Genomic DNA, 16,100 nt, shown 5'->3' on the forward strand with positions numbered 1-16,100 from the left:
GAAAACATAACGAATTGAAAAGGCTTTTTTGTATGGTCTTGAAAAAGAAGAAATATAAGCTGCAGGTAGCAATGGAGAAGAAATCCCCTAACCAGAAGCTTCTAGTTTGATAAGGGATGGAGTTGGCAATTTCGTCTTACTCCATAATAGTTCCCATGGATATAGACCAAATTATTAGAACGAATGAAAGTGTAAGCCAAAATGTATTCTTCGTTGTCTTTTGATCCTTTTTAATTTTAGTTAAAATGCTGACAAGATTTAAACAAAAAATGATTCCGAGTATAGGCATGAAGTAAACGTTAATAAACGCAAAAATAATCAAATTACTACCTCCCTCTTTGTGTAGACATATAGTAAATGTGCAACAAATAAGATTGACCGTTACCACAACAGATTTATCTTATAAGAATAATTGAATTAGAAGAAAACAAAAGAACTTGCAGGTATGAAAATCAATCCTAAATGCAAGTCCTTCTTGATGGCTATGATAAAATTCGTCACTGTTTATGAAATTAATCTTTGGAAATTGTACCCTTATCTAAATTATATTTCATAAACAAACTTTGAACAAAGCCCCCAATAAGAGTTGTCATAGTATTCCGGATATTCAATGAGAAGTTGAGAACGTTCGATCCACAGTTTAAGTTCTTTAGATTTGGTTGTATTTTCAATCGTATCTAGTAATTGAGATAGCTTTTGAATTTCTCTACCTACCCGAACCGTATCTCCTGTGAAAACATATAAAGTATTAAGAAAATAAGAAGTATGTTCACATTGCTCATCCTCAACAAATGTACAAATCATCGGTATATTTTCAAACTTATAGATGGCGAGTTCCCAATCTTGCACAGGTTCCATTTCATCACTATATGCCCATTTTTTTATTTCTTTTTGTGTTGGATTCCAAGGGTCTTTAAACATCATTTTGTGCTCCTTTAAATTTAAGCTAGTATTAATTTCCTTCAAAATTATAGCATGATAGATTACCAATTGGTAGATGGATGGTAAAAGTGCAGTTAGATAGTTTGACTATTATTTCAATCGTAAAATGAGGCTAGAGGAACCACGTAACTAGACCTAAAACATTCTATTGAACTTGCTCCTTTAATTTGTCATTCCTTATACAATAGTAAACTGTGAGCGTTGAAGGTGAGGCTAAGAAACATATATATAGTTATTTTGATTGGAGCTGTCTTGGTATGTATCCTCCCAATGAGGGCCCTCTCCTAATTTTGTTTTAAAATCTGTAATTGTTATCATTTTTCAATCATCATATTTTTAGCACCTCCATTGAAAAAGAATCAAAAATAATAATAAATTAGTCAACTATTATATAAATTGATTTGTATTATAATAACAGAAATGGGTGTGTGTGATTAAATGGTGGAGGAGTTGATTCAACATTCGAAAATTTACAGTAACATCAGGTGCAGTTATCCTAAATAAGGAAAGCAAATTACTTTTAAAAAAGGATCCTATTAGAGGATGGGAGTTACCAGGTGGCTGTGTAGAAACAAATGAAACATTTAAAGAAGCGGTTATTAGGGAAGTAAAAGAGGAAACTGGAATTGAAATTGAAATTATCAAATTTTGTGGTGTTTCACAAGAGATAAAAAATAGTGTTTGTAATATGTGGTGGTTAGGAACTCCTATTGACGGTGAATTACAAACGAGTTGTGAAAGTTTAGAGGTCGGTTTTTTTGATGTTGAGGAGGCTTTAATATTAATAGAAAACGAAGATTTTAAACAAGAACTCTTACTTTGCTTAAACTATGGAGCAGAACCTTTTTATATTTCTTTTTAAATAAGAATAAGGCCACGATTATTTTTTATCGTGGCCTTATTACTGTACCGATAATACACAATTAGTGAAGTTGTGTTAAAACATAATCATAAATTTCATCGGATGGTTTATTAAGAGCTATGGAAAACTCTGAAAAGATAGTATCTTGTAATGATTGCAATAATTTTTCTTCCTGGTTAGGGAATTTTTTTTCATTGGTCTTATATTCGAGCTTTTTTCGTAACAATGTGTTTAACAGCTTTGCTTGTTTTTGGCGATTGCCAGATTTAATGATTTCTAGATGAAATCTCATTCGATGTGTATTTTGTTCAATCCATTCCACACCAGGTGATGTGAATGAATGTAAAATACTAAGGGCTTCTTCTTTTTTTATAATATCTCTAAGCTGTTTTTTGGAATTGTCAATAGGGGTACGAATGATTAATTGTGGTTCATTTAGTGGCTGTAAAACGTAATAAGATTTAGTAATGTCGTTAAAGGTTTGTTCACAAATATCTTCAATAGAACAAAGTCCATGTGATGAGTAAATGACTACATCGCCAACGTTGTACATGTATATCCCCTCCAACAAACTATATTGTCAACTAAGTTGACTAAATTTATTGTAAGCAATTAAATGGTTTTTGTCAACTTAGTTGACGATTGCTGCTGTTTTTTGTATATTAATAACGAAAAATAGGAAATGAAGGTGAATTAGTTGAAGGACGAATTGCAGAATCGAGATGTCATTGATTTGTTGAGCGAGCGTCACGAACTACTTCGAAGACTTGCGGAAGAGAAGTGGCATAAGCATAACGATATATATATTTCAAATTCAGAATGGTATATTTTAGGGATGATTTATAAAAAACAACTTACGATTTCAGATGTAGCTAAAAATGTCAAATTTTCAAGACAAGCGACCCATAAAATAATAAAGAGTTTGGAAATTAAAGGGTTGGTGACAGTTATGAGTGTCGAACATAGTAAAAAACATAAAGCTATTCGAATGACTGAATTTGGTGAAGATTGCTTTGAAAAAAATCAATTATGTAAAGCAGAAATAGAAAAACAACTGGTCAATACAATTGGAGAAGATCAGGTCATCCGATTAAAAAATATATTAAAACTTAATTGGGATATGGAGCAGCTGGAAGCATAAGTATTCGTTGCTTTGGTATGGAAAATCTTTGGTACACATGAATAACAAAGCTTATAACATAAAAATGTAGAGTACTATTTTTCAGGTAGGCTACAAAGAAAAAATTTCATAAGCCACTTTCGTTCACCACGAAAGTGGCTTTTTTAAAAATCAGTTACTTTACCTTCTCGCGTTCTATAAATGTAGCGCCATTGTCATTTGCTAAATTGTAAATGGCGCTTTTTTCATCTAAGCCAAATTGTCCGTTTTCTTTAATGACAAACTTTTCGTTATTTTTCGTTTGGAAATAATAAGTGCCTGCTGCACCTATTTCATACTCATAAATGACTTCCTTAATATCTTGCCATTCATATGTAGTTTGATGATGAAATTCTTTGAAAACCATTTGTGTTTTTTGTATAGCGTTATAACTTAAAAGAGAAAAATAGCCTAAAACTAGACTGCTCACGATGATTATAATCGCAATCAAATAGGTGTATTTATTTCGTTTGAAACCAAGTATGATCAACGTTAAAATAATGAACGCAATTGCTAGGAAAAGCATAGTAAAGTTGCTTGTTGGAGTAATCAGCACGATATTATCTCTACTAAAATAAAACGTTTGGGAAATAGTGAATGGCAACAAGAAAACAATGAAGGGCGATAGTACGAGTAACATTATCGCTATAATGAAAAGTTTTGCATTAGGTGATAATTGGTTTAACATAAATCTCCTCCCTGTAATAGAGTGAATATTTCGCTTCTAATAAAGTGTAACATATTTACAAAATTAGCGCATATATGTATTTCGCGATTGTGAAGTAACCATAAAATTCTGATTTAATACTTCTATATATGGAAAATTGGCCGTTATAATAGTGATATAGGGGTGAGGCTTATGAAAAAAGATAGAGGAAAAGTTTGGTTAGGTGTTGCAGGGGTAACAGTAAATGAGTTAGGACAATGGCTGGTTGTCAAAAAGGCATATAGCGGATTAAAGGGAAGATGGTCATTGCCAGCTGGTTTTGTCAATGCTGGTGAAACAGTAGATGAAGCTGTTGTTCGCGAATTAAAAGAAGAAACGGGTATCGATTGCTATATATCAGGCTTAATTGGTTTTCGAACGGGTGTGATTCGTGGTGACATTAGTGATAATATGGCGATATTTTATTGTCGGATGAAGGATGAGCAGCAGAAGATTTGCATTCAGGAAAAAGAATTATTAGAAGCGAAATGGATGTATCCAAAGGAGCTCGCTCAGGATGAAATGACATCAGTGATGTTAAAAGAAATGGCGTCCAACCAATTTGAAAAGCACCAATTAGAGGGGATTGAAGGCATTAATCCGGGAGATGTCTTTGGCTATTCCTCTTATAAATTGTTCTTTAAAAAATAAAGTGACAGAGGAGGGGACCTATGATGGAGCTATTTTTGTTTATGCTAGAGCGAGTAGGGCTAATCATTGTGTTTGCCTTTTTAATGTCAAGATGGCGGCTCTTTCGAGGAGTGTTATTTCAGGATCAAGGGATTAAGGAAAAGGTTTGGCTTATTATTATTTTTAGTGCTTTAAGTATAGTTAGCAGCTATACAGGGATAAAGATCGAAAGTGGGTCCATCAATCCTTTAAATCAAATGATACATAGCACTATAAATGCAGAGGAAGCTATTGCGAATACGAGGCTAATTGGCGTAGCGATTGCTGGTATTTTTGGTGGACCACTTGTTGGTGTTAGCGTGGGGATTATTGCAGGGATTCATCGTATTACCCTTGGCGGTTTTACAGCGGTTGCCTGTGGTGTTTCGACAATACTAGCAGGATTCATTACTGGTAGTTTAAGTAAGCAATTAAAAATACGTCAAACCTTCTCCTATAAAAAAGCTGTTATTATCGGAATATGTGCAGAAACTTTACAAATGATTGTTATTTTACTAGTGGCAAAACCTTTTGAACAAGCTTTGCAATTAGTTTCTTTAATAGCGCTACCGATGATTTTTATGAATGCCTTTGGGATTTTGATATTTTTCATTATTATCAAAACTTTTATTGATGAGGAAGAGCGTACAAAAGCATTACAAACACACCAAGCTTTTTCTATTGCCCAACAAACAATTGAACATTTTCGTAAAGGGTTAAATGAAGAGTCCTGCCGAACGGTTGCGGAAATTATTAAAAGAGAGATTGAGGTTAATGCAGTCGCGATTACGGATACAAATGGGATTTTAGCACATGTAGGAGTAGGCGAGGACCACCATGTCATTCATCAAGAAATAATGACGGCTTTAACGAAACGGGTATTAGTGGAGGGACGCATTATTACAGCGACGTCCGCAAAAGAAATCAGTTGTCCACATGAAGGTTGTCCGTTAAGTGCTGCGATTGTCCTACCTTTAAAAGTACAGCATAAAACGGTAGGTACCTTAAAGCTATATTTTATCAATGTTTCTTCATTAACAGGGGCGAAGAAGGAGCTTGCTGAGGGCCTTAGTCGACTATTTTCATCGCAGCTCGAATATGCTGAAATTGAGCAGCAAAGAAAGCTATTAAAGGATGCCGAAATTAAAGCGCTACAAGCACAGGTTCATCCTCATTTCTTTTTTAATAGTCTCAATACTATTTCAAGTTTGATACGAACGGATGCTGATGAAGCTAGAGCATTATTGCTAAAGCTTAGTACATTTTTTAGGAGTAATTTGCAGGGCGCTCGCCAAATGCTGATTCCGTTAAAAAATGAAATTGACCATGTAGAGGCATATTTGTCGATTGAACAAACAAGGTTTCCGAACCGCTATAATGTGCAATTTCACTTAGATGAATCACTTTTTGATGTTCATATTCCCCCATTTACCTTACAGCCACTTGTTGAAAATGCCATTTATCATGCTTTTAAAAATCGTAAGGAAGGCAAAATTGACGTGAAGGTGCAACGAATTAATAATAAGCTATTGCTGTTAACAGAGGATAATGGCTGTGGGATGCGAAAAGAGCAGGTTAAACAGCTTGGCAAAACGATTATGCAATCCGAACAAGGAACAGGGACAGCTTTATGGAATATTTATCAGCGTATTCATGAAATTTATGGAACTGAGGCAGATTTCCACATTTCAAGTACGCTGGATGTTGGCACGAAAATTATGATTCAGCTGCCGTTAAAAGCCACACGATGGGGGTAGAGAAATGTTAAATGTCTATATAGTAGATGATGAACCGTTAGCAAGGGCTGAATTGCGATATTTATTGGAGCAAACAAAGTTAGTCCATATTATTGGAGAATCGGAGGATATGAAGGACATACTGCAGGATTCGCAGTTTGAGCAGATTGATTGTGTGTTTTTAGATATTCAGCTAGGCGTAAACAATGGCCTCGAATTAGCAAAACAGCTGCAGCAAAGCATACTTAAACCTGAAATTATTTTTGCTACTGCTTATGATGAGTATGCATTACAGGCATTCGAAGTGAACGCCTTTGATTATATTTTAAAACCATTTGAGCCAGAGCGTGTACAAAGTGCAGTTGAAAAACTAGTGGATAAAAGAAGAGCGACACAAGCTAAAACGATGGAGAAAATAAAGCATTTACAATTGGACAAGCTTGATAAATTAACAGTTTATGTGAATGATCGTATTTTACTTATAAAAATTCAGGAAATTTTATATTGTACATCTGAAGATAGTAAGACGATTGTTGTCACTGAGAAAGGGAGATATTTTGCTTCAGAGTCGTTAGCCGTTTTGGAGAAAAAACTCACTTTAAAAGGTTTTGTGCGTGTCCATCGGTCATTTATCGTCAATTTAGAACATATTGAAGAGCTGGAGCCTTGGAGTAGCTCTAAATACAATTTGATTTTGCATAATAGACACTCGATACCAATCAGCAGACTTTATATGAAAGATGTGCGCAAAATCTTTCAGCTATCAAAATAACTGCATTTCAACAGTAGAAAACACCCTTTCAACTTAAAATTCTGACATTTCGGTGAATTTTACGAATAATTGTTTAATTCATTTGCTATGATGTGGAAAACGTAAAAGGAGTGATAACATGAATGCTATTACAATTGTAATAGGTTCCATTTGTGTACTGATGATTAGCTATCGTTTGTATGGCATATTTTTCACAAAGAAGGTACTTAAGATAAAAGATGATACGCCCACCCCAGCACACGCTATGGAGGATGGTAAAGACTATGTTCCGACGAATAAATGGGTAACATTTGGGCATCATTTTGCAGCGATTGCAGCAGCTGGACCGTTAGTTGGACCTATTTTAGCTGCGCAATTTGGATATTTGCCAGGACTCCTTTGGTTGTTAATTGGTGCAGTTATCGGTGGTGCAGTACATGATGCGGTAGTGTTATTTGCTTCTATGCGCCACGGAGGAAAGTCGTTATCAGAGGTTATGAAGAAGGAGTTAGGACCTGTTGCAGGATTTTGTACAGGCCTTGCAATGCTTTTCATAATTACTATTACAATGGCCGGGCTATCGATGGTTGTCCTTGGTGCGTTGGAGCGAAATCCATGGGGAACTTTTGCGGTAGGGATTACGATTCCAATAGCGATGCTTGTTGGTATTGCTTATCGTAAAACAGGAAATTTAATTGTTACGTCAACAGTTGGCTTTATTTTGTTAATGATTGGTGTATTTGTTGGGCCGATGATTCAAGGGACAGCATTTGGTGATTTTTTAACATTTGATCGTAATACTTTAGCTATTATTCTACCTATCTATGCATTCTTTGCGGCGGCATTACCTGTATGGCTCTTATTAGCGCCGCGTGATTATTTAAGTAGTTTCATGAAAATTGGCGTATTTATTGCGTTAATCATAGGGGTCTTTTTCGTGAACCCAATCATTCAGTTCCCACCAATTACAGAGTTTATTCATGGTGGTGGTCCAGTAATCGCTGGTCCAGTATGGCCATTCGTCTCCATTACAATTGCCTGTGGGGCTATTTCTGGCTTCCATGCGTTTGTAGGCTCTGGGACAACTCCGAAAATGATTGATCGCTGGGAAGATATACGCATCGTTGGTTTTGGTGCTATGCTCGTTGAATCTTTAGTAGGTGTAATGGCTTTAATCGCAGCAACGGCCCTTCACCCTGCAGATTATTTTGCGATTAACTCAGCCCCAGCAGTCTTTGCTACATTAGGAATGGAGCCGGTACATTTACATGCATTAGCCGAAAGTATTGGGATGGATTTAGAAGGACGTACAGGTGGAGCTGTAACGCTAGCAGTTGGGATGACTGATATTTTCACGGGGATTCCTTGGTTTGCTGAAATGTCTTCTTATTTCTATCAATTCGTTATCATGTTTGAGGCGGTCTTTATTTTAACAGCAATTGATGCTGGAACACGTGTAGCACGCTATTTAATTCAAGATTTTGGCGGCAATGTCTACAAGCCACTGAAACGTACAAATTGGCTACCAGGTACAATCTTTGCAAGTGCACTTGCATGCTTTATGTGGGGCTATTTATTGTATTCAGGAGATATCAGTTCGATTTGGGTATTATTTGGCGTTTCGAATCAGTTGATGGCAACAATCGGATTAGTTTGTGGTGTAACAATAGTATTAAAAGTTGCAGATAAGCGAATCTACGCCTTAACTTGCTTTATTCCATTGGCGTATTTATATGTAACTGTAAATGTAGCGGGCCTTTGGATGATTAAAAATGTTTATTGGAATACAGCGGCTGCTGGATACAATATGTTAAATGGTGTATTGTCTGTTATTATGTTAATTTTAGGCTTAATAATTGTGATAGCCGCCTTTAAAAAATGGACAGAGCTTTGGAAGTCACCAAGGTTTTTATTATCACAAACAGCTTCATAATGAAAATTAAGAACTATTGAAAATTAGTCGTATACTAGTTTTCAATAGTTTTTTAATTTCTTAATTATGGTTCATTTATAAGTTGAATGTCGATAAAATTCAAAAGTTGGGTGATAAAACGTGAAAGTTAGTAGATAAAATTTAAAAGTTAGTAGATAAAACGTGAAAGTTAGTCGATAAACCTCAAAAGTTAGGTGTTAAAACGTAAAGGTGTTCCGATAAACCTCAAAAGTTGGATGTCATTCTGTTAAAAGATATGTCATGTGAATCAGTTGATTTTCGTTCCGACTGCGTCACAGATGAGACCCTGCAGCGAGCGTATAGGGGAACGAAGGCTAAAACCATCATGTTCTGTGATAACGCCTTCTGACCAACATCCTGTTGATACGCCTTCGTTAGCACTACGCTTTCGCGCAAAAAACATTTGTTGCCTGAAGCGGCTCTCTGACGCCCCAGGAAAGTGCCCAGTCAGAACGAAAATCAACCACACGTTATGGTAATAATCCTAAATATGGCGAACAAGCGAAATCAAGGATATGTTCATTGAAAGCGTTGTAGTAATCATGTAAACTAATGAGAGGAAAATGGAGGTTATACATACATGGATGGTCCAGTTTCATTAGTACAGTTAATTATTTCGATTTTGTTATTTTTCGTCATGTTCTTTGGTATTGGATTTTTATTGAATATGCTTCTACGAATGACTTGGTTAATGGCAATAGTGTATCCAATTGTTGTTATCTTTATTGTCGATGATGTAAGCTTTTTAGATTATATTTTCAAGCCAGGTTCCGCATTTCCAGCACTTTTAGATAAGTTGCAAGCACTGCAGTTTGTAGATATTTCAATCTTATCTGGTGGCTTTGCCGGTTCAATTGTTGCGGGAATTGTCATGATTTATTTGCGTAAAAGTGGTTATCGAATGTTTTAACTTATTTCAGCAGGTGTCTTTTGTACCGAAAGCGTAGCGACAGGTACAGATGTTCAAACACCTGCTGATTTTTTTTGAATGTTTCCGATAAATCTAGAAAAGATTCCGATAAAATCACAAAAGTTTCCGATAAAACGTGAAAAGTTTCCGATAAATAAAAAACACAGCCTCAATTTGAGGATTTGTCTGTTTTCACAAAATAAACTGGTATGTGATGATGGCGATAAAAACGCCAGTTAATGCCCCGAAAAATACCTCGCTCCGTTTATGGCCTAGCAATGTTTTTAGCTCTTCCATTTTTTCTTGCCCATCCATTTGTGGCCATTTTTTTAAATCATGAAGCAATGTTTGAAAGTCTTTACGCAGTTGATTTAATACAGCTGCATGCTGACCTGCTTGAAAACGTACTCCACTCGCATCATACATGACGATAAATGAAAACATAGCGGCTACGGCGAAAATTGGGGAATCTAATCCTGTTTCATAGGCAATAGAGGTTGTTAGTCCTGTTACGGAAGCGGAGTGGGAGCTAGGCATTCCTCCGGTGGAAGTAAATAATCCCCAGTTAATCTTTCCTGTCATAAAAAAATGAATAGGGATTTTTACAAACTGTGCAAAGAGAACTGCAAAAAGGGCAACGAGTAAAGGGGTATTTTGAAGTAAACTCATAATCATCACAACCTTCACTTATAATTGCTTTTATTATAACATTCATTATTTTCTAAAAGCCAAATATTACGCGTTTTCTGAAACTTAGGTATAATAGAATAGTGAATGGAGGAATTTAACATGCATATTGTAAAAGAAGCAAAATCATTTGAAACGATTTCTACTGAAGTGTTAGTAGTAGGAGTTACTAAACATCGTGAGCAAATGCAGGATTGGGCAAGCTTTTCATCGTTTTATGGAGAATCCCTGGATGCGTGGATTAGTGCAGGGGATGTATCTACTGAGCTAAAACAAATAACGAAATTGCCATTTTTGAAGAGCCACGCAAATCTTAAACGCATTTTATTTGTTGGTTTAGATGAGCGAAAAAACTTAACAGAAGGTGATGTTCGTGCAGCATTTGGTTTGCTTGGCAAGGAACTAAGAGCCTTAAAGGTTAAAGAATATTCTATTTGGCTTGAGTCGTTTACGACAGAGTCGATTACTGTAACAGATGTTGCCTTTTTAGTTGGTGAAGGAACAGGACTGGGTTATTATTCAATTCCTCATTACAAAACAACATCAAATGAAGTAGAGAAACGTATTGATGCTGTTCACCTTGTGACTACTGCTAATGATTTAGATGAAGTGGTGGCAGGCTTTGAGGTTGGTGCTATTTATGCAAATGCAGTAAATGAAGCACGTAGCTTAATTAATTTACCACCAAACTTACTAACAGCGACAGACTTAGCCAATTACGCAGAGTCCCTTGCAGTCGAGTACGATTTTGAAGTGGAAATTTTAGATAAAGCACAAATAGAGGAGCTTGGTATGGGTGGTATTTTATGCGTCAATCAAGGCTCCCATGAAGAACCTCGTTTAATAACATTAAAATATAAAGCGACTGTAGACTTTGACGATCCAATTGGCCTTGTCGGCAAAGGGGTTATGTATGATACAGGTGGCTACTCATTAAAGCCAAAAGATGCAATGGTAGGCATGAAGGGCGATATGGGCGGTGCGGCTGCAGTGCTAGGTGCCATGAAAATCATCGGTGAATTACGTCCAAATAAAAATGTCATTGCAGTTATTGGTTCTACCGATAACATGGTATCTGACACAGCATTTAAGCCAGATGATGTCATTACGACATATAGCGGTAAAACGGTAGAAGTTTTAAATACCGATGCAGAAGGACGTTTAGTATTAGCAGACGCTACTACATATGCTAAACAACAAGGAGCTACTTCTCTGATTGATGTTGCAACGTTAACAGGTGGAGTAATTACAGCACTTGGTATGGATAAAACAGGTGCCATTTCTAATGACGATGAATTGTTTGCTGCTTTCATGGAAGCTGCACAGGAGACTGATGAGTTTGTGTGGCGCATGCCTTTAACAGAAAATGATAAAAAACGAATTCGTAAATCAGACGTCGCTGATTTAAATAATTCTCCAGGTCGTGATGGACATATGATCTTTGGTGGAGGCTTCGTTGGGGAGTTCGTTGGTGACACACCATGGATTCACTTAGATATAGCAGGAACATCAGATGCGATGGCTGTACATGACCTTGGTCCAAAAGGTGGTACAGGTGTAATGGTACGTACACTAGCAAATTTTGTGCAACGTTTAGGAGAAGATAAATAGAATAGGCAATAGACATGTGATAAATGCATCCTCCTACATATGATAGAGTAAAAAAAGGGAGGAAGCTTATGACATTCTTCGGAGGTTTTCCAGGAGGCTTTATGCCAGTAGGTGGGCCGTTTTTCCGACCATTCCCACCGTTTTTCGGGCCGCCATTTTTCGGGCCGCCATTTTTCGGACCACCGTTTTTCGGACCACCGTTTTTCGGACCGCCATTTTTCAGACCACCGTTTTTCAGACCGGGTCCACCATTTTTCAGACCGGGTCCACCATTTAGAGGTCCTCGTAGATTTTAATTCAAATAAGATAGATCTCAAAAAAACCAGATGTCAGCAAGTGACACCTGGTTTTTTCTTTAATTTAGTAAATAAAATATATATCATATTCTAGGCATTAAATAAAGTGTTGACAGAATATACTACATTATTTATTATTCTTATTATATTACTAAGAATTAAATACGTAGCTGACTAGCAAACTAGAGGCTCTTATTATTCACAGACATTGCTCTGCCTATGGATAATTTGAGTCTTTTTTTTCTATCTGACGAGAGGGAGTGAAATCGAATGGGAAAAGTTTTTATAGTGGGTGCTGGTCCTGGCGATGTGGATCTTATCACAGTAAAAGGATTGCGGTGTATCGAATGTGCAGATGTCATTCTGTATGACAGACTCATTAATAAGACACTACTATCCTATGCTAAACAAGAGGCTAAGCTCATCTTTTGCGGTAAGCTACCTCAGCAGCACGCCATGATTCAAGAGCAAATTAATCAATCACTTGTCAGCTATGCACAGCAAGGATTGATTGTAACGAGATTAAAGGGAGGCGACCCCTTCGTGTTTGGAAGGGGGGCTGAGGAAGCAGAGGTGCTAGCTCAGCATAATATTCCATTTGAAATTGTGCCTGGCATTACTTCAGGGATAGCAGCTCCTGCCTATGCAGGGATTCCTGTTACACATCGTGACTTAAGCTCAAGTTTTGCAGTGGTTACTGGGCATATGAGAGAGGGCAAGGATGATGCCATCCAATGGGAAAGTCTTGCAAAAGGGATTGATACGATTGCTATTTATATGGGGGTTGGTAACCTTCCCTATATCCGTCAGCAGCTACTTAAGTACGGGCGTGACCTAGAAACACCAATAGCGCTCATACATTGGGGTACATTTTCTCAACAAAAAACAGTCACAGGTACTTTAGCTAATATTGAAGAACTAGTGCAGCGAGAAAATATTCAAAATCCAAGCGTAATTGTAGTAGGGAAAGTTGTAACTTTGAGGGAAACAATTCAATGGTTCGAGCAAAACATTCCACAGCCACAGTTAACAGAAATTTCTGTGTAAGGATGTGGGGGTATGCAAGCTATTTTATATATCGCTCATGGAAGTAGAGTAAAGGCAGGAGTAGAGCAAGCCGTAACCTTTCTAAAGAGTGTACAACAGGAGATTGATATACCGATTCAAGAAATTAGTTTTTTAGAACTCGCGACGCCGACAATTGCTGAAGGTATAGCAAGCTGTATTAACCAAGGGGCTACAGCTATAGCAATCGTGCCTATTTTATTGCTTGCCGCTCAGCATGCAAAGCATGATATTCCAAAAGAGATTGATCAAGCAAAAAAACAGCATCCACAAGTGCGATTTACTTACGGTGAACCACTTGGTGTCCATGAATTATTAATTGATACATTACAGACTAGAATTTTAGAAGCAAGGTGCCCTACTAACGATGCAAGTGTTTTACTTATAGGTCGTGGGAGTAGTGATCCTGCAATAAAGAGTGATTTAGATAAAATTGCAACTAGATTACGTGACAAATATGCTTATAAAGCTGTAGACACATGCTTTTTATATGGAATGGGTCCTACGTTTGAAGAGTGGTTACAACAAGAAAATAAGGACAATCAAGTATTTATAGTGCCGTATCTGTTGTTTACTGGGATTTTGCGTCAACGTATAACAAAACGATTACAAGATTATGAGAATAAGAACATTATTTTATGTGAAAGTTTAGGCTATGACGACAATGTAAGGAAAGTTTTAGTGGAACGTATTTATCGATTGTTAAAATTTACCGAGGAAGGTGTTTTGTAATGATAGATAAAAGAACTGAAAATGTAAATCTAGCATTAGATAATGTTCGCCAAATTTTAAATACTGTGAACCACGGATCAATTACATTGATTGTGCAAAATTCCTATGTGGTCCAAATTGAAAAGAAGGAAAAAATCCGACTTCGATAATAACGTTTTTGTCAGACAAATTATCAAGAGTAGAAAATGATACGAATACGTGAGGTGGCAAGATTGAAACTGCAAGTAGTGAATAGTCCATTTAATGAGGAGCAGGTAAAGCTGTTAAATGAGCTGCTTCCTAAACTGACAGGAGAACAGAGGGTGTGGTTAAGCGGCTATTTAAGTGCACCACTAGCAACTATTGATTCTGTTGTCGAAAAAGCAACGCCGATAGTAAAAGCAAGCACCAAGACAGTGACGATTTTATATGGTTCACAAACAGGCAATAGCCAGGGGTTAGCTGAAAAATATGCCTCAGCCTTGAAAAATAATGATGTCGACGTAACCATTTCATCGCTAGCAACGTTTAAACCAAATAATTTAAAAAAGGTAACGAATCTTTTACTCATTGTTAGCACGCATGGGGAAGGGGATCCGCCTGATCAAGCGATACAGTTCTACGATTTTTTGCATAGTAAGCGTGCTCCTAAGTTAGAGCGTCTTCATTATTCTGTGTTAGCCTTGGGAGATAGTTCTTATGAGTTTTTCTGTAAAACAGGAAAGGACTTTGATAAGCAGTTTGCAAAATTAGGGGCAACTACAATCGTCCCTCGCACAGATTGTGATGTAGATTATGATGACACGGCGGCACAATGGTTTTCTGCTGTTCAGCAGGAGTTGTTGCAACAAACCGATATAGCTGCTACATCGACTACACAAAATCAGACGGCACAAGGAGATACTACATATTCTCGTAAAAATCCGTTTTATGCAGAAGTACTTGAAAACATTAATTTAAACGGCCGCGGATCAAACAAAGAAACACGCCATGTTGAATTATCCATCGAAGGTGCAAGTTTCCACTTTGAACCAGGAGATAGTATCGGTATTCAACCAGATAATGATGCAAAGCTAGTAGATGCTTTAATCGCAGCGTTACAGTTTGATCCACAAACGGATGTAACCGTCTTCGAAGAAACGCTACCATTAAAGGATGCATTACAAAAAAAATTAGAAATTACAGTGCTGTCAAAGCCGTTGTTACAAAAAATTGGTGCCTATACGGTCCATGAGCAATTTAAAAAGTTACTTGAAGACTCTAATTCCTGGAAGGACTATGCAAAAGGAAGAGATTTACTTGACGTTGTGCAAGACTTTGCACCATTTATATGGGATGCGCAGCAATTTGTAGATTTACTACGTAAAATCCCAGCACGTCTATATTCCATTGCTAGTAGTCAAAAGGGAAATAGTGAAGAAGTACATTTAACAATTGGGAAAGTAAGCTATGAGACGAATGGACGACAACGTCTTGGTGTTTGCTCCGGAAGTGTGGCGGAACGTATTCAAATTGGAGATACACTACCGATATATGTTCATAAAAATCCGAACTTTAGATTACCAGAGCATGAGGACACACCGATTATTATGATTGGTGCTGGCACAGGGGTAGCCCCGTATCGTGCATTTTTGGAGGAGCGTGAGGAATTAGGCGTCGAAGGAAAAGCGTGGCTAATTTTGGGTGATCAACATTTTGTCACAGACTTCCTTTATCAAACGGATTGGCAGCGTTGGCTTGCTTCAGGCACGCTCAGTCAAATGCATGTCGCCTTTTCACGTGATACAGATAGAAAAATATATGTTCAACATAAAATTGAGGAAAATGCTGCGGCCTTTTATGAATGGCTAGAGCAAGGAGCTGTCATTTATGTCTGTGGCGATGAAAAATCGATGGCTGCTGATGTTGATGCAACAATATTTCGCGTTATTGAACAACAGGGACAAAAAACGCCAGAGGAAGCTAAAGCCTTTGTCCAAGAGCTAAAACAGCAGAAACGCTATCAACGTGACGTTTATTAACTTCTTTCGGCAAATGTCTT

18 protein-coding genes are annotated in these 16,100 nt (G+C 37.1%); 13 read left to right on the plus strand and 5 right to left on the minus strand.

From position 1 onward, the window contains the following. Positions 1–543: 543 nt before the first annotated feature. Positions 544–924 carry a hypothetical protein gene (locus ACYQ73_RS24105; RefSeq protein ID WP_460014767.1) on the minus strand — a complete coding sequence of 127 codons (381 nt, stop codon included), beginning with the start codon at positions 922–924 and terminating at the stop codon, positions 544–546. A 478-nt stretch (positions 925–1,402) separates the two neighbouring features. Between ACYQ73_RS24105 and ACYQ73_RS24110 the strand changes: the two genes are divergently transcribed. Beyond that, complete coding sequence (locus ACYQ73_RS24110; protein WP_460014813.1) at positions 1,403–1,804, plus strand: NUDIX hydrolase; 402 nt, start codon at positions 1,403–1,405, stop codon at positions 1,802–1,804. A 61-nt stretch (positions 1,805–1,865) separates the two neighbouring features. Here the strand turns inward: ACYQ73_RS24110 and ACYQ73_RS24115 are convergent, their stop codons facing one another. Beyond that, complete coding sequence (locus tag ACYQ73_RS24115) at positions 1,866–2,357, minus strand: CarD family transcriptional regulator (protein WP_460014768.1); 492 nt, start codon at positions 2,355–2,357, stop codon at positions 1,866–1,868. Positions 2,358–2,501: 144 nt separating this feature from the next. Here ACYQ73_RS24115 and ACYQ73_RS24120 point away from each other — a divergent pair, with 144 nt between their 5' ends. Then, positions 2,502–2,945 carry a MarR family winged helix-turn-helix transcriptional regulator gene (locus tag ACYQ73_RS24120; protein ID WP_460014769.1) on the plus strand — a complete coding sequence of 148 codons (444 nt, stop codon included), beginning with the start codon at positions 2,502–2,504 and terminating at the stop codon, positions 2,943–2,945. 154 nt (positions 2,946–3,099) lie between these two features. On the opposite strand, the gene ACYQ73_RS24125 is transcribed toward ACYQ73_RS24120, so the two are convergent. After that, positions 3,100–3,651: a hypothetical protein gene (locus ACYQ73_RS24125; protein WP_460014770.1), complete on the minus strand. Its 552-nt coding sequence runs from the start codon at positions 3,649–3,651 to the stop codon at positions 3,100–3,102. A 171-nt stretch (positions 3,652–3,822) separates the two neighbouring features. Here ACYQ73_RS24125 and ACYQ73_RS24130 point away from each other — a divergent pair, with 171 nt between their 5' ends. The 4 genes from ACYQ73_RS24130 (at position 3,823) to ACYQ73_RS24145 (ending at position 8,758) form a co-directional block, all read left to right on the plus strand. Next, positions 3,823–4,320: an NUDIX hydrolase gene (locus ACYQ73_RS24130; RefSeq protein WP_460014771.1), complete on the plus strand. Its 498-nt coding sequence runs from the start codon at positions 3,823–3,825 to the stop codon at positions 4,318–4,320. 23 nt (positions 4,321–4,343) lie between these two features. Beyond that, on the plus strand, positions 4,344–6,095 hold the full coding sequence (locus ACYQ73_RS24135; protein WP_460014814.1) for a LytS/YhcK type 5TM receptor domain-containing protein: 1,752 nt from the start codon (positions 4,344–4,346) through the stop codon (positions 6,093–6,095). Between the two features lie 4 nt (positions 6,096–6,099). Beyond that, entirely contained in the window at positions 6,100–6,846 is a 747-nt protein-coding gene (locus ACYQ73_RS24140; RefSeq protein WP_460014772.1) for a LytR/AlgR family response regulator transcription factor, read from the plus strand. Positions 6,847–6,964: 118 nt separating this feature from the next. Then, positions 6,965–8,758 carry a carbon starvation CstA family protein gene (locus ACYQ73_RS24145; RefSeq protein ID WP_460014773.1) on the plus strand — a complete coding sequence of 598 codons (1,794 nt, stop codon included), beginning with the start codon at positions 6,965–6,967 and terminating at the stop codon, positions 8,756–8,758. A gap of 268 nt (positions 8,759–9,026) precedes the next feature. Here ACYQ73_RS24145 and ACYQ73_RS24150 read toward each other — a convergent pair whose 3' ends face one another. Next, positions 9,027–9,182: a hypothetical protein gene (locus ACYQ73_RS24150; protein ID WP_460014774.1), complete on the minus strand. Its 156-nt coding sequence runs from the start codon at positions 9,180–9,182 to the stop codon at positions 9,027–9,029. Positions 9,183–9,359: 177 nt separating this feature from the next. Between ACYQ73_RS24150 and ACYQ73_RS24155 the strand changes: the two genes are divergently transcribed. After that, on the plus strand, positions 9,360–9,689 hold the full coding sequence (locus ACYQ73_RS24155) for a YuiB family protein (RefSeq protein ID WP_460014775.1): 330 nt from the start codon (positions 9,360–9,362) through the stop codon (positions 9,687–9,689). 192 nt (positions 9,690–9,881) lie between these two features. Here the strand turns inward: ACYQ73_RS24155 and ACYQ73_RS24160 are convergent, their stop codons facing one another. Next, the gene (locus ACYQ73_RS24160; RefSeq protein ID WP_460014776.1) at positions 9,882–10,364 is read right to left on the minus strand and encodes a divergent PAP2 family protein; all 483 of its coding nucleotides are present in this window, start codon (positions 10,362–10,364) and stop codon (positions 9,882–9,884) included. A gap of 114 nt (positions 10,365–10,478) precedes the next feature. Here ACYQ73_RS24160 and ACYQ73_RS24165 point away from each other — a divergent pair, with 114 nt between their 5' ends. From ACYQ73_RS24165 to ACYQ73_RS24190, 6 genes are all read left to right on the plus strand, one after another. Next, complete coding sequence (locus ACYQ73_RS24165) at positions 10,479–11,987, plus strand: leucyl aminopeptidase (RefSeq protein WP_460014777.1); 1,509 nt, start codon at positions 10,479–10,481, stop codon at positions 11,985–11,987. A gap of 68 nt (positions 11,988–12,055) precedes the next feature. Further along, complete coding sequence (locus ACYQ73_RS24170; RefSeq protein ID WP_460014778.1) at positions 12,056–12,283, plus strand: hypothetical protein; 228 nt, start codon at positions 12,056–12,058, stop codon at positions 12,281–12,283. A 270-nt stretch (positions 12,284–12,553) separates the two neighbouring features. Next, positions 12,554–13,330 (plus strand): uroporphyrinogen-III C-methyltransferase, encoded by a 777-nt coding sequence (cobA, locus tag ACYQ73_RS24175; RefSeq protein ID WP_460014779.1) that lies wholly within the window; start codon positions 12,554–12,556, stop codon positions 13,328–13,330. Positions 13,331–13,342: 12 nt separating this feature from the next. Further along, positions 13,343–14,080, plus strand: coding sequence for a sirohydrochlorin chelatase (locus tag ACYQ73_RS24180; protein WP_460014780.1), 738 nt, complete (start codon positions 13,343–13,345; stop codon positions 14,078–14,080). Continuing rightward, positions 14,080–14,229 (plus strand): YezD family protein, encoded by a 150-nt coding sequence (locus ACYQ73_RS24185; RefSeq protein ID WP_370042262.1) that lies wholly within the window; start codon positions 14,080–14,082, stop codon positions 14,227–14,229. The genes ACYQ73_RS24180 and ACYQ73_RS24185 overlap by 1 nt, the downstream gene beginning before the upstream one ends. Before the next feature lie 63 nt (positions 14,230–14,292). Then, the gene (locus ACYQ73_RS24190; RefSeq protein ID WP_460014815.1) at positions 14,293–16,080 is read left to right on the plus strand and encodes an assimilatory sulfite reductase (NADPH) flavoprotein subunit; all 1,788 of its coding nucleotides are present in this window, start codon (positions 14,293–14,295) and stop codon (positions 16,078–16,080) included. The last annotated feature ends 20 nt before the right edge of the window (positions 16,081–16,100 follow it).

The organism is Lysinibacillus sp. CTST325, assembly GCF_054665055.1.